Origin of the sequence: Pseudomonas sp. NPDC047961, from assembly GCF_050272435.1 — a bacterium.
In the GTDB taxonomy this organism is placed as follows: domain Bacteria; phylum Pseudomonadota; class Gammaproteobacteria; order Pseudomonadales; family Pseudomonadaceae; genus Stutzerimonas.
In genome coordinates this window covers 55131-67868 of the sequence record NZ_JBNNMD010000007.1, presented here as the reverse complement: position 1 = coordinate 67868, position 12738 = coordinate 55131, and the positions used below count along the sequence as shown (strand labels likewise).

The 12738-nt window shown below is 58.4% G+C and carries 12 protein-coding genes, 1 tRNA gene and 2 pseudogenes; 4 read left to right on the top strand and 11 right to left on the bottom strand.

The features are described 5' to 3' along the window. Positions 1 to 49: 49 nt before the first annotated feature. The 9 genes and pseudogenes from ACQKIK_RS20385 to ACQKIK_RS20345 form a co-directional block, all read right to left on the bottom strand. On the bottom strand, positions 50 to 307 hold the full coding sequence (locus ACQKIK_RS20385; protein ID WP_045430740.1) for an acyl carrier protein: 258 nt from the start codon (positions 305 to 307) through the stop codon (positions 50 to 52). Between the two features lies 1 nt (position 308). Further along, the gene (locus tag ACQKIK_RS20380) at positions 309 to 581 is read right to left on the bottom strand and encodes a phosphopantetheine-binding protein (protein WP_045430738.1); all 273 of its coding nucleotides are present in this window, start codon (positions 579 to 581) and stop codon (positions 309 to 311) included. After that, positions 562 to 1371: a lysophospholipid acyltransferase family protein gene (locus ACQKIK_RS20375; protein ID WP_499137283.1), complete on the bottom strand. Its 810-nt coding sequence runs from the start codon at positions 1369 to 1371 to the stop codon at positions 562 to 564. The genes ACQKIK_RS20380 and ACQKIK_RS20375 overlap by 20 nt, the downstream gene beginning before the upstream one ends. Next, positions 1347 to 2066, bottom strand: a complete 720-nt coding sequence (locus tag ACQKIK_RS20370) for a beta-ketoacyl synthase chain length factor (protein WP_499137282.1) — start codon at positions 2064 to 2066, stop codon at positions 1347 to 1349. Before ACQKIK_RS20370 ends, ACQKIK_RS20375 begins: the two co-directional genes overlap by 25 nt. 322 nt (positions 2067 to 2388) lie before the next feature. Then, entirely contained in the window at positions 2389 to 2823 is a 435-nt protein-coding gene (trxC, locus tag ACQKIK_RS20365) for a thioredoxin TrxC (RefSeq protein ID WP_499137281.1), read from the bottom strand. Between the two features lie 95 nt (positions 2824 to 2918). Continuing rightward, entirely contained in the window at positions 2919 to 4196 is a 1278-nt protein-coding gene (locus ACQKIK_RS20360; RefSeq protein ID WP_045430729.1) for a bifunctional O-acetylhomoserine aminocarboxypropyltransferase/cysteine synthase, read from the bottom strand. Between the two features lie 92 nt (positions 4197 to 4288). Beyond that, a complete protein-coding gene (locus ACQKIK_RS20355; protein WP_463309605.1) occupies positions 4289 to 6079 on the bottom strand; it encodes an SLC13 family permease in 1791 nt (596 codons plus the stop codon). 576 nt (positions 6080 to 6655) lie between these two features. After that, a pseudogene (umuC, locus tag ACQKIK_RS20350) lies at positions 6656 to 7903 on the bottom strand (translesion error-prone DNA polymerase V subunit UmuC); the annotation flags it as partial. 18 nt (positions 7904 to 7921) lie between these two features. Then, a pseudogene (locus tag ACQKIK_RS20345) lies at positions 7922 to 8360 on the bottom strand (LexA family protein). A gap of 230 nt (positions 8361 to 8590) precedes the next feature. On the opposite strand from ACQKIK_RS20345, the gene ACQKIK_RS20340 reads away from it, so the two are divergent. From ACQKIK_RS20340 to ACQKIK_RS20325, 4 genes are all read left to right on the top strand, one after another. After that, a complete protein-coding gene (locus tag ACQKIK_RS20340) occupies positions 8591 to 8734 on the top strand; it encodes a type II toxin-antitoxin system HicA family toxin (RefSeq protein WP_499137280.1) in 144 nt (47 codons plus the stop codon). A gap of 73 nt (positions 8735 to 8807) precedes the next feature. Further along, positions 8808 to 9230: a type II toxin-antitoxin system HicB family antitoxin gene (locus ACQKIK_RS20335; protein ID WP_499137279.1), complete on the top strand. Its 423-nt coding sequence runs from the start codon at positions 8808 to 8810 to the stop codon at positions 9228 to 9230. A 35-nt stretch (positions 9231 to 9265) separates the two neighbouring features. Next, positions 9266 to 10000 (top strand): hypothetical protein, encoded by a 735-nt coding sequence (locus ACQKIK_RS20330; protein ID WP_499137278.1) that lies wholly within the window; start codon positions 9266 to 9268, stop codon positions 9998 to 10000. Between the two features lie 173 nt (positions 10001 to 10173). Further along, positions 10174 to 10563: a hypothetical protein gene (locus ACQKIK_RS20325; RefSeq protein WP_499137277.1), complete on the top strand. Its 390-nt coding sequence runs from the start codon at positions 10174 to 10176 to the stop codon at positions 10561 to 10563. Positions 10564 to 10664: 101 nt separating this feature from the next. Here ACQKIK_RS20325 and ACQKIK_RS20320 read toward each other — a convergent pair. Both ACQKIK_RS20320 and rpoD read right to left on the bottom strand, forming a co-directional pair. After that, positions 10665 to 10741 (bottom strand) — tRNA-Ile (locus ACQKIK_RS20320). A gap of 117 nt (positions 10742 to 10858) precedes the next feature. After that, positions 10859 to 12715 carry an RNA polymerase sigma factor RpoD gene (rpoD, locus tag ACQKIK_RS20315; RefSeq protein WP_045430723.1) on the bottom strand — a complete coding sequence of 619 codons (1857 nt, stop codon included), beginning with the start codon at positions 12713 to 12715 and terminating at the stop codon, positions 10859 to 10861. Positions 12716 to 12738: the final 23 nt, after the last annotated feature.

The following is a 12738-nucleotide window of genomic DNA, read 5'->3' as shown; positions in this document are numbered from 1 at the left end:
GGGGAGCTCTGGGCTCACCGGACAATGCTTGGTTGGTTGATCGGGTGGGTCAGGCCGGTTGCGGGTTCACCAGCCGATACACCGCCTCGACGACATCGCCCACGGTTCGTACCGACTTGAATTCCTCTGCAGCAATCTTCTTGCCTGTCTGGCGCTTGATGTGATCGATCAGGTCGACGGCGTCGATGCTGTCAATTTCAAGATCTTGGTATAGGTTGGCTTCCAGGCTGATTCGCTCGGGTTCGAGTTCAAACAGCTCAACCAGCGCATCGCGCAGGGTCTGGAAGATTTCGTTGCGGCTTTCCATTTCAAGCCTCCTCGGTGACGGCGCGGTTGGCGCTGACGTAGGCGGTCAGGCTATCGACACTGGCGAAATGCTTGCGGGTGTCCTTCGCATCGGCGTCGATTTTGATGCCGAAGCGCTTCTGGATCGCCAGACCCAGCTCCAGCGCATCGACCGAATCCAGCCCGAGCCCTTCGCCAAACAGCGGCTGGTCAGCCGCGATGTCGTCCGGGCCGAGGTCTTCCAGACCCAGGGCGTCGATGATCAGTTGCTTGATTTCAAGCTGCAGTTGGCTCATCGAGTGCGAGCTCCTTTATGAAGTGTCGATGCAGATGATCGTTGAGTTGCCGAGAGGCAATGGGTGCTGCGCCACGCGAAGCGAACATCTGCGGGTCGATATCCTCACCGACGCGCAGATGAAAATGAAAACGTCTTGCCGGAATCCGATACCAGGGCTCGGCTTTGGTCAGGGTGGTGGGCGTTACGGTGATCACGACCGGTGTGACCAGCCGTGCGCCACGAAGCGCGATAGCCGCCGCGCCCCGATGAAACTGAGGCGCCTGGCCCGGCGTGGTGCGCGTGCCTTCGGGAAAGATGATCAGCGTCTGGCCTTGCCTCAGCGCATCGGCTGCGTCGTCGAGCATCTCCGCGCTGCCGTTATTGCTGATGTACTGAGCCGCACGTATCGGCCCGCGAGTGAAAGGGTTGTCCCATAGGCTCTGCTTGACCACACAGTTGGCGTCACGGATCAGTGCGATCAGCACCACCACGTCGATCAGCGAAGGGTGGTTGGCGATCACCAACTGCCCAGGGCGGCCGAGCCGTTCGGCACCTTCGACTTCATAGGTCAGTACGCCGCTGCGGTACATGAATTGGACGAACAGCCAGAACAGCCGGCTCACGGTCTGCCGCGCCCGACCGCGGCGTTCGGTCGTGTCGCCTGGCAGCAGACCCAGCACAGGGAAAACGATCATTCGCAGGCAGAGCCCGCCGAGACCGAACAGGGCAAACGACAGCCCGGTCGCGACCAGGCGCCACAGCCAAGGCGCGCTGTATCGGCGGTTCAACAGGTTTGCTGCCAGTTCCATTGGCGGCTCTCCCAGGTGTTTTGAAAGGTTGGTTGGTCCTTGAGCAGTGCGTGGACCAGTTTGATCGCGTGCGGGTGCGATGCCTGCTTAGCGGCTGGCTCGGCTGTTTCGAGGCTCAATTGCCAGGTCTTGCCCGGCTTCAGCAACAGCGCCACGGCATAAGGAAAGCTGACGTCGTGGATCCAGGGCGCATAGACCGCAGGGGGCTGATCTTCCGCGACCACCACCAGGACTTCGGGAGCGCCTTCCCCGAGCAACAAGGCTGCTTCGAGTACGGCATGCTCCAATCCGTCACCTTCAGCTGCGAGCGCCGTCATCTCGCTGGTGTCCTGCTGCTGGATGGACCAGAGACCGATGATCGCGTTGTGCACCGACAGGCTGAACTGGGTAGGGGAAAGTGGCTCGTCGCTCGCCAGGTCATTGAGGATGGCGAAAGTGCGCGTGGTCTCGCCGTGACGGGAGGCATAGACCAGCGGCATTGGCGCCCGGTTGGCCGCCAGAGGAGTGGCCACGGCGAACACCATGCGCGCCAGGCGACTCAGGCGGCGGCGCTGCATGGCCGGCAGGAAGCTGACGTCCGGTTGTGCGTCACTGCTTTCGAGCTCGCACGGATCCCCGGCCCAATTGGCCCAGTCATCAGTGCTCGCCAGGCCTGGAGCCCAAGCCTGCCATTGATCGATTTCGAATTGAATCACGCTGAACTCACCGGCTCATCCTCGAGCCTTTGTTATTGGCGTGTCGACGTCCTTGTACAGCGACTATCGGTAAATGTCTGCCGTGAAAACGGCGGCATTATCCAATCGCGCTCGAGCCTAGGCAAACGTTGCGTGAAATATCCGGATAAAAGGCAGGCCTAATGCATGGAACTGCGGGGTTGGTCGGTGGTCTGTTCTAGGTTTGCCAAAAAGCCCGATCTCCAAGGCTGCGCGTGCCGTGACGATGCCGGCGTCGAGCCGCATGGCTACCAGACCTTCTTCCGCCTCCTCAGAAGCCGATCAGACTACTGCGTGGCGCCTGTCATATCCCGTGCTGTTGGAGCCAGGCCAGTAGCCGCGGCAATGGCATCGCACCGCTCTGGCGCGCCACTTCCTTGCCTTGCTTGAAGAGGATCAAACTGGGAATCGAACGAATGCCGAGCTGGCTAGACAGTTGCGGACTGGCCTCGCTGTCCAGTTTGGCCAATCGGCAACGGCCCTGCAGCTGGGCGGCCGCCTGGGCGAAGGTTGGGGCGAAACTGCGGCACGGGCCGCACCAGCTGGCCCAGACATCCACCAGCAGCGGCAAATCACCCTTGATCTGGTTGGCGAACTGATTCTGCTGCAGCTCGAACGGCGTGTTCGGCAAGGCTTCTTCCTTGCAACGTCCACAGCGCGGCGCGTCGTGCAGCCGGTCGGCGGGGATGCGGTTGAGGCTGGCGCAATGTGCGCAGGGGATGATCAGCGAGTCGGTCATGGCGAGGCTCCACAGCGGTCTGTCGCAGTAATGTGGAGCCTCGCTGGCCGATATCAAGCGATATCAAGCGTCGCGAGCAAAGCGGTCTTGCGAAATCAGCCTTTGGCCGCGTCCAGGGCCTGGGTCAGGTCGGCCAGGATGTCATCGATGTGCTCGATGCCAATCGACAGCCGGATCAGATCTTGGGAAACGCCTGCCCGGGCGAGTTCTTCGGCGTTCAGCTGGCGATGCGTGGTGCTGGCGGGATGACAGGCCAGCGACTTGGCGTCGCCGATGTTGACCAGCCGCACGATCAGCTTGAGCGCATCGATGAAGCGCGCGCCGGCCTCCATGCCCCCTTCGATGCCGAAGCAGAGGATCGACGCCGGCGTGCCGCTCATATAACGGCGCGCCAATTCATGCTCCGGATGATCGGCCAGGCCGGCATATTTCACCCACGCCACCTGCGGGTGTGCCTGCAGGTATTCGGCAACCTTCAAGGCGTTCTCGCAATGCCGCTCCATGCGCAGCGCCAGCGTTTCCAGCCCCTGCAGGATCAGGAACGAATTGAACGGCGAAATCGCCGCGCCCATGTTGCGCAGCGGCACCACGCGGCAGCGGCCGATGAAAGCGGCGGGGCCGAACGCCTCGGTGTAGGTGACGCCGTGATAGGACACGTCAGGCGTGTTGAGCAGCGCGAAGCGCTCCTTGTGCTGTGCCCAGGGAAACTTCCCTGAGTCGACGACGATGCCGCCAATGCTGGTGCCATGGCCGCCCATGTACTTGGTTAGCGAATGCACGACGATGTCCGCGCCATGCTCAAAGGGGCGGCACAGCATCGGTGTAGCGACGGTGTTATCGACGATCAACGGTACGCCGTGGCGGTGTGCGGCGTCTGCCAGCGCGGCGAGATCAATGACATTGCCGGCTGGGTTGCCGATGGATTCGCAGAACACCGCCTTGGTGCGCTCGTCGATCAGCGACTCCAGCGCAGCGATATCGTCGTGGGCAGCGAAGCGCACCTCGATGCCTTGGCGCGGCAGGGTATGGGCAAACAGATTGAAGGTGCCGCCATAGAGTTTGGCGACCGAAACGATATTGTCGCCAACTTCGGCAATGGTCTGAATGGCATAGGTGATCGCCGCCATTCCCGAGGCCACAGCCAATGCCGCCACGCCGCCTTCCAGTGCCGCGACGCGCTGTTCGAGCACGTCGGTGGTGGGATTCATGATGCGTGTATAGATGTTGCCCGGCACCTTCAGGTCGAACAGGTCCGCGCCGTGCTGGGTATCGTCAAACGCGTAGGAGGTGGTCTGGTAGATCGGCACAGCCACCGCGCGGGTGGTTGGGTCTGGGCTGTAGCCGGCATGGACGGCGAGGGTTTCCAGCTTCATGACGCGCTCCTTGTTCTTGTTCATCGGGGCAAAGGCCCGAGAGCATGAAACTGAACGCCGATGCGGTCAATGATCCAGGGCAAGCACCGTTATCAAAGCGGTGTGAGCGGCCAGAACAACGGGATGACCAAGGTTGCGACGACCCACAGCAACAGGTTCAGCGGGATACCCACCTTGAGGAAATCAGCGAAGCGATAGCCACCGGCGTTATAGACAAATGTGTTGGTCTGGTAACCGATCGGCGTGGCGAAGCTGGCGCTGGCAGCGAACATCACCGCGACGACAAACGCACGCGGATCGATACCGAGCTGCTGGGCGAGGCCGATGGCGATTGGTGTGACCAGCACGGCGACGGCATTGTTAGAGAGGATCTCAGTAAGCACTGAGGTGAACAGATAGATGAACCCGAGCATGAATAGCGGGCCGGCCCAAGGCGTCAGGTCGACCACGCTGGAAACAATCAGCCCGACTAGCCCGACCTTGTTCATCGCTACGCTGATGGCGAGCATGCCGAAGATCAGGCTGAGGATCTTCCAATCGACCGCCTTGTAGGCGTCCTCCACGTCCAGGCAGCGGGTCGCCAGAACCGCCGCGGCACCAATGATCGCCAGGCCTTCGATTGGCATCACACCGAACGCAGCCAGCAGCATCACCATCAGCGTCGTGCCAATGGCAATGGGCGCCTTGTCTCGCCGAAAAGCGCGCTCCTGTACGGCGTTGAGACTGATCAGCTCGCCGTTGTCGGCGAAACGCTTGATCTGCGCCGGTGTGCCCTCGACCAGCATCACGTCACCGAATTGCAGTTGGAAATCGTCGAGGTTGCCTTGGATGTTTTCGTCCTGCCGGTGCACGGCCAGCACATTGATCCCGTAGCGGGCGCTGAGATCGAGATCGCGCATCGGTCGGTGGCTGTAACGCGAGTTGCGCCCGACAATGGCTTCAGCGAGCACTTCATCCTCGCTGCTGAGGGTCTCGAAGGCGTCGCTGCGGTTGAAGCTCAGATGACCGCTGCCGCGTAGCTCAACTACATCCTTGACCTGGCCGTGGATGACCAACACATCGCCGGCCAGCAAGCTGAAATCCTGTTCCGGTCGGCTGTGCAAATGAACCCCGCGGTTCACCTGCAGCACCTGCAGTCCGCTGCCACCGTTGAGGTTGGCCTCGGCAATGCTCTTGCCGACGACGGGCGAGCCTTGAGGAACCCGCAATTCGCTCATGAAGGTGCGATCGAGCCTAGGCCCGAGAAGCTTGGAGAGAGTGTCGCGCTCCGGCAGCAGTCGCTTGCCGATGGTCAGCATATACAGCATGCCGGCCGCGGCGAGCACTAGCGCAGCGCCGGTGATTTCGAACATGCCGAATGGGGCGAGGCCCGCCTTGCGCGCCACACCGTCGACCAGGATGTTAGTCGAGGTGCCGATCATCGTCAGCGTGCCGCCAAGGATGGTGGCGTAGGAAAGCGGAATCAGCAGCTTAGAAGGTGTGGTGCCGGCCCGCGTAGCCAGCGAAATCGCCACGGGCGTCAGAATCGCTACCACGGGCGTGTTGTTGAGAAACGCTGAAATGACCAGCGCAGTAATAGTCAGCCCACCGAGCACGCGGGTCGGGCTGGTGCCGACCAGCCCACCCAGCCAGTTACCCAACGCATCGATGCAGCCGGTGCGCTCCAGTGCGGCGGATATCACGAACATGCAGGCAATGGTGACGGGTGCAGAGTTGGACAATACTCCGAGCACTTCCGAGGGGGTCAGCAACTGGCTGGCGATTAACACCGCCACCGCAATCGCCACGACGATGTCCGGACTCCAGGTCTCCCGCACGAAAGACACCAGCACCCAGACCAGCAAGGCGCAGACGAAAAGCAGCGGCAGCGAATCGGAGAGCATGAACGTCCTTAACGTGGCGTAACGACCGACCGCAGACAACGGCCCCGCGCGCACGATAGGGTCGAGCACTTAGAGAGTCTAGGAACGTTTATTCCGGTTTATATGCGTTTTGGGTATTAGCACGATTAATAGAGGCTCAGGTCGCGTGGCGCGAGGCGTTGCAACAAGAAAGGTCGGAGGCAAACGAAAAAGCCGCGCAGTGCGCGGCTTTAAAGGTGGTGGGTCCACACGGACTCGAACCGTGGACCAAAGGATTATGAGCCCGAGCAAGAGTGACGATGGATCTGGGCAAACGCAGTGATAACAACGATTTAGGGAATATTGCCCGCCATTCAATGACATTGTCCCGGCGCTGTGTGGACGCTATGTGGACACTCTGAACTGTACCGATTTGCACTCCTCATCAAATTCTTTCACAGCGTGCAATTGATGCTCACCCACTGGGGCCCGCGTAACTGCTGGGCTGCGCCTGTCCTTTCACCGCACGCTCGGTTTGCAATAAAAACACACGCAAAGCCCGTCGGCGGGAGGGGGACAAGTGCGTTTTCGTTGCAGTTTTCTTCCGGCCAAGATTTTTCAGCGACACGGTATCTGCCACAGCTCGCTGAGTTTGGTGGTGTAGCTGGGGCTCTTGAAGTCGCGCCGCATGGCCCAGTCAGGATTGCTTGGTAATGCACCTGGTCGGATCGTGCTCCGACCCCATCGGGCGTTGATGGTGTTGACTACCTGCATCACGCGATCGGACGCAGCGGGTTGCTGATCCGCGAACAGATCCAGGGTGTGCTCGTTGCGAGCGCAAAGCCCGAGTAGAAGCACCTCCGCCTTGCTATACGAAAACCCTGGTCGGTAAGCAGCCTCTAGGGCTCGGATGGCGGCGTGGATTAGCAGCCTGGTCTCGTCGGTTGGATATGGCATCTGTATGGCCACGCCGTTGGCAAACTTGGCTTCGTTGGGATTGAACATGCCTGTCCGAATACTCACGCGTAGTTGCGTGCAGACCGAGCCTTGTGCCCTGAGATTTTCCGCAGCCCTGGTGCAATAGGTGGCCACCGCCTCGCGGATTGGGGCGAGATCTTCGAGGCGCTCACGAAAAGTGCGGCTGCAGTAGATTTCTTGGCGCGGCGGCGCTGCGTCCTCGAGCTCCATGCAGGAAATCCCGGTTAGCTCTCTGGCCGTCCGCTCGATAACAACGCTGAATTTCTTTCGAAGGTTCCAGGCGTCTGCCTGTGCGAGGTCCCACGCCGTGGTGATGCTCAGCGCATTGAGATGCTCCTGCATACGCCGGCCTACGCCCCACACCTCACCAACTGGAGTGACTTTCATCACCCGCTCGAGGCGATCGGGATCTGACAGGTCAACCACGCCCCCTGTCTGTTTCATTCAGCGCTTGGCAGAGTAATTCGCCAGCTTGGCGATGGTTTTTGTTGGACCAATGCCCACCCCGGTGGGGATACCCGTTAACTGCAGCACCTGGGCCCTGATCTGTTTGCCCAAGATTTCGAGTGATCCCGGGATTCCGGTCAGATCGGCGAATGACTCATCGATGTTGTACACCTCAGCGCAGGGCACCATGCTTTCGATCACGCTCATGACGCGCTGGCTCATATCTCCGTACAGTGCGTAATTGGAGCTGAACGCCACAATGCCGTGGCGGCGCAGGGCGTGTTTGACCTTGTGATACGGGTCTCCCATGCCAACAAAAGGTTTTGCATCCGCTGATCGAGCAATCACGCACCCATCGTTATTGCTAATTACGACGACGGGAGTCCTGGCTAGATCCGGTCGAAACACTCTTTCGCAACTGGCGTAGAAGGAATTGCAGTCATCAGGGCGTAGCGGCGGTCAGCCATTGCAGAGGTGCCGCCGAATGCTGTTACTCACGACCCCCGAGATTCTTAGCTCGTCGGATTCCATGACGTAGCGCGGCGGATAGTCGGGAATTTTCTGCCTTGAGCACCCATCCCAACCCTTCATTTTCGAGACGCTTCACGAAGTGCTCGCCGTTGATGCAGGCGACCACGATGTGTCCGTGCTTGGCGTCCTTCGCTTTGTTCACCACAAGAAGGTCACCGTCGAAAATGCCGGCACCAATCATGCTGTAACCCATCGCTCGAGCAATGAAGGTCTGAGGGGCATGTATATCCAGCAACTCGTCAAGAGAAAGCCGCTCTTCCAGGTGGTCCTGGGCCGGGCTGGGGAAACCAGCAGGCACTTGGTCTAGGAACAGCGGAAGCTCGGCAGTTGAGCAGTCAAGGGAGCAAACGATTTCGGCGGAAGGCATGATCGGACACGACTAAATACTGTGTGCATATACAGTACATCGCTGAGGTATAGCCCGGTCAAGGATGTGGTGACAGCCGGAGGATGTGAATACGGCCTGCTAGTAGAACGCGTGTAAGCGAGTTTTAGGCTCGAAATACGTTATTCGAGCGGTATGTGTAGCGCAACATAAGTGTTGCGCAGGCAACATTTATGTTGCACCATGTGCACGTCGAAACGTAGGAGGTACACATGAAGTACAGCGAGTTTCGACGATGGTTAAAGGCTCAAGGTGTCCTCTTCGAACCGGCCAAGGGGAGCCATTTCAAGGCGTACTACGGTGACCGTCAGACAATTTTCCCTGACCACGGATCCAAGGAAATTGGCGAAGGGTGAGGAAGAAGATTCTAAAGGACCTGGGGCTCAAGGATTGAGCTTTAGGATCCCAGATCAGTAAGCGAGGTGACCGATGTTTGACTACCCAGTAACCCTGCACCATGAGGCGGGCAGCGTATGGATCAGTTGCGATGATGTCCCCGAGTTGAATAGTGCTGGGGACAATGATGCTGAAGCATTGCTAGATGCTGTTGATGGATTGGAGTCGGCTTTATCCCTGTATGTCGATCAGCGGCGCCCGATCCCATTAGCCTCGCCAGCAAAAAAAGGGCAACCGGTTGTGCGTTTGCCCGCGTTGACTGCTGCGAAGGTGGCGCTTTGGAACGCCATGTGCGCTGAGGGTGTAGGTAAAGCAGAAATGGCTCGGCGGCTTGGAGTCAACCGCCCTCAGGTAGATCGGTTAGTGGATCTGCTGCACCGCTCGAAGATTGAACAAGTCGAGCACGCTCTTGCCGTTCTAGGGCAGCGTATTTCGTTAACCGTTATTGCTGCTTAAGCACTGCTTACAAGTGATAGGGATGCGGCGGAAGTATGGATAGCGTTTGGTACTTGGATTGGCAGTTCTGGTCTGCAGTTGTTGCTGTGATGGCTGTAATTCTTTCTCAGCTACCACCGGTTCGTTTGTGGCTCCGAGGCTACCGAGTGATCTGCGAAGCCCATGAACGGATTCAGTTGACTCATAAGATAGGGGTTCCAAATATCCAGTGGTACCTTGGTTTTGAGAACAAGGGCGGCAGAGAGGTCAGAATTGAAAAGCTATGCTGCCGAGTCACATTCCCCTGTGGCCAGGTTATATCTATACCTGCCAGAACCTATCAGCGTTCAGAGGGTGGGCAGCTTACGCTCTTGACTAGCTTCAAGATTCTTCCTGGACAGGAATGGGCTTATCCTGTTTGTTTTTGGGAAGACCTCACCCGAACAGATGAAAGGGAAATGAGACTGCTAGAGTCTCGAGCTCAGCTTGATGTAGAAATGGCGCGTAGATCCATTGGCGGTGAAGGGCCTTTCTCGATCGCACCAGAAACGTATCTCGCAGTAAATGGTTACTTCAACAGAAAATATAAGTGGGCTGTTGGTGAATATCATGTGGAATTAAGAGCGCATATTCGCGGAAAACCGAAATCTCTAAGTTCTCACCGTTTCACTGTGTTTGAGCACGATGAAAGGTTTTTCAAAGAAGCGGTGGAAAGGTATGTTATTGGTGACGGCGTTTACTACTATTCTCCAATTAATAGCTGGCTGAATATACCAGTGTCTCCAGCTTGAATAATGAGCCCGCCGCATGGCGGGCTTTTACTATGCGGTGATCGGTTTGAGTTTCCCTGCCAGCTCCGCCGCGGTACCAGCCTTCGCCGTAAACCCGCACGCCCGGGGCATTTGGCTGATGTGGTGAATTTGAATCCTCTCGCAACGGGGCGAGTTATGAAGGAGCTGATTGAATGACAGACCGCCCAGGCGACGAGCATCCAAAAGAAAAGCACGAAAAGCAGCAGTTACTTTCAGCTGCAGAGCGTTACAGGAACATGCTTGAACGAAGCGGCATGCTGCATGCGGCAGAGCGTCACCGAAACGCTATGGAGGACAGCGGCTTGCTTGCAGTTGCGGAGCGTTACCAGACTGCGGTCGAGAGGAGCGGGTTGCTAGAAGCGGCAGAGCGCCACCGACACGTTCTTGAAAACAGCGGCCTGTTAGGTTTTACGAAGCGATTCCAGAGTGCTATTGAGAAGAGCGGGTTGCTAGAAGCGACGTGGCGGTACGTCTCCTACGAACTAAATGGGTTCGTGATAGACGGGTACGTCTCTAGCAAATTCCTAAAGAAAGGACGCTAGTTTCGTGCTGCTGTGGACGGAATGTGGACGCTGAGTCGCTGTGAAATTTTAATGTCGCTCGTCCAGACAGCCAAAAGCCGCGCAATGCGCGGCTTTAAAGGTGGTGGGCCCACACGGACTCGAACCGTGGACCAAAGGATTATGAGTCCTCTGCTCTAACCAACTGAGCTATAGGCCCTCAGAGGCGGGCGGATTATACCGGTGGTGTTGCGCGTGCGCCAAGCGAAGCTGTGCGTACAGGCATGTTTTGACTGGCCTGAATGCAAAACCCCCGGCGCGGGCCGGGGGTTCTGTTTTACTCGTCGAGGAATGAGCGCAGATGCTCGCTTCTCGTCGGGTGGCGCAGCTTGCGCAGCGCCTTTGCTTCGATCTGACGGATCCGCTCGCGGGTGACATCGAACTGTTTGCCGACTTCCTCTAGGGTGTGGTCGGTATTCATGTCGATGCCGAAACGCATGCGCAGTACTTTGGCTTCCCGTGCGGTGAGACCGGAGAGGACTTCGCGAGTGGCTTCCTTGAGGCTCTCCACCGTCGCCACGTCGATCGGCGATTGCATGGAGGAGTCTTCAATGAAGTCGCCCAGGTGCGAATCTTCGTCGTCACCGATCGGGGTTTCCATGGAGATCGGCTCTTTGGCGATCTTCAGTACCTTGCGGATCTTGTCCTCGGGCATTTCCATGCGCTCGCCAAGCTCTTCAGGCGTGGGTTCGCGGCCCATTTCCTGCAGCATCTGACGAGAGATGCGGTTGAGCTTGTTGATCGTTTCGATCATGTGGACCGGGATACGGATGGTCCGCGCCTGGTCGGCAATGGAGCGAGTGATCGCCTGGCGTATCCACCAGGTAGCGTAGGTCGAGAACTTGTAGCCGCGACGGTATTCGAACTTGTCCACCGCTTTCATCAGGCCGATGTTGCCTTCCTGAATCAGGTCGAGGAATTGCAAGCCGCGGTTGGTGTACTTTTTAGCGATGGAGATAACCAGACGCAGGTTGGCCTCGACCATCTCCTTCTTGGCCCGGCGAGCCTTGGCTTCACCGATCGACATGCGACGGTTGATGTCTTTGATGTCGGCGATCGCCAATATGCATTCTTCTTCCAGCGCGAGCAGCTTCTGCTGGCAGCGTTGGATGTCTTCCTTGCGTGCGGCGATGGCTTCGGCGTACTTGCTTTTGCCATTGGCCAGCTTTTCTGCCCAATCAAGGTCTGTTTCGTTGTTAGGAAACTGACGCAGGAAGTCGGCGCGGGGCATACGTGCGTCACGCACGCAGATTTGCATGATGGCGCGTTCTTGGGCGCGGACCTGGCTCAAAGCATCACGTACGCGATCGACCAGCGCATCGTACTGCTTAGGGATTAGCTTGATCGGCATGAACAGCGTGGCGAGTTCCTGCAGGGCATCGGTCGCCTGCTGGCTACCGCGGCCATGCTTCTTCAAGGCCTTCTTGGCAACGTCCAATTGCTCGGCGACGGCGCCGAAGCGAACGCGAGCAACTTCCGGATCCGGACCGCCATCGCCTTCTTCTTCATCGCTGTCGGAATCGTCCTCTTCCTCGTCATCCTTGTCGTCACCGGCCGGCTTTGCTGCTGCCTGCGGTGCGACGGGCTCGACTTCTGCCTGAGGGCCGGCCGCGCCGTCATCGTCAGGGTCGATATACCCGCTGAGAATGTCGGAGAGACGCCCACCCTCGGTGGTGACGCGATCGTAATCGGCGAGGATGCTGTCGACGGTACCCGGGAAGTGGGCAATGGCACTCATCACCTCGCGAATGCCTTCCTCTATGCGTTTAGCGATTTCAATCTCGCCTTCGCGGGTCAGCAGTTCGACAGTACCCATTTCACGCATGTACATGCGCACGGGATCGGTGGTGCGGCCAATGTCGGTTTCGACAGCGGCAAGTGCCGCCGCGGCCTCTTCGGCTGCGGCTTCATCGGTATCGGCTTCGGCCAGCAACAGGGCATCGGCATCCGGGGCAACCTCGAATACATTGATACCCATGTCGTTGATCATGCGAATGATGTCTTCCACCTGTTCCGGATCGGAAATATCCTCCGGTAGGTGGTCATTGACCTCGGCGTAAGTCAGGTAACCCTGCTCACGGCCACGCTGGATCAATTCTTTGAGACGGGACTGCTGTTGCGCTTTTCCGGACATATAACCCTATCCACTGACGGTTC

Coding starts and splice junctions, on each gene's coding strand:
- ACQKIK_RS20335 (WP_499137279.1), top strand. CDS start 8,808: ATGTTTGACTACCCAGTAACCCTGCACCATGAGGCGGGCAGCGTATGG.
- ACQKIK_RS20385 (WP_045430740.1), bottom strand. CDS start 307: ATGGAAAGCCGCAACGAAATCTTCCAGACCCTGCGCGATGCGCTGGTT.
- ACQKIK_RS20380 (WP_045430738.1), bottom strand. CDS start 581: ATGAGCCAACTGCAGCTTGAAATCAAGCAACTGATCATCGACGCCCTG.
- ACQKIK_RS20360 (WP_045430729.1), bottom strand. CDS start 4,196: ATGAAGCTGGAAACCCTCGCCGTCCATGCCGGCTACAGCCCAGACCCA.
- ACQKIK_RS20340 (WP_499137280.1), top strand. CDS start 8,591: ATGAAGTACAGCGAGTTTCGACGATGGTTAAAGGCTCAAGGTGTCCTC.
- rpoD (WP_045430723.1), bottom strand. CDS start 12,715: ATGTCCGGAAAAGCGCAACAGCAGTCCCGTCTCAAAGAATTGATCCAG.
- ACQKIK_RS20355 (WP_463309605.1), bottom strand. CDS start 6,079: ATGCTCTCCGATTCGCTGCCGCTGCTTTTCGTCTGCGCCTTGCTGGTC.
- ACQKIK_RS20330 (WP_499137278.1), top strand. CDS start 9,266: ATGGATAGCGTTTGGTACTTGGATTGGCAGTTCTGGTCTGCAGTTGTT.
- ACQKIK_RS20375 (WP_499137283.1), bottom strand. CDS start 1,371: ATGGAACTGGCAGCAAACCTGTTGAACCGCCGATACAGCGCGCCTTGG.
- ACQKIK_RS20325 (WP_499137277.1), top strand. CDS start 10,174: ATGACAGACCGCCCAGGCGACGAGCATCCAAAAGAAAAGCACGAAAAG.
- trxC (WP_499137281.1), bottom strand. CDS start 2,823: ATGACCGACTCGCTGATCATCCCCTGCGCACATTGCGCCAGCCTCAAC.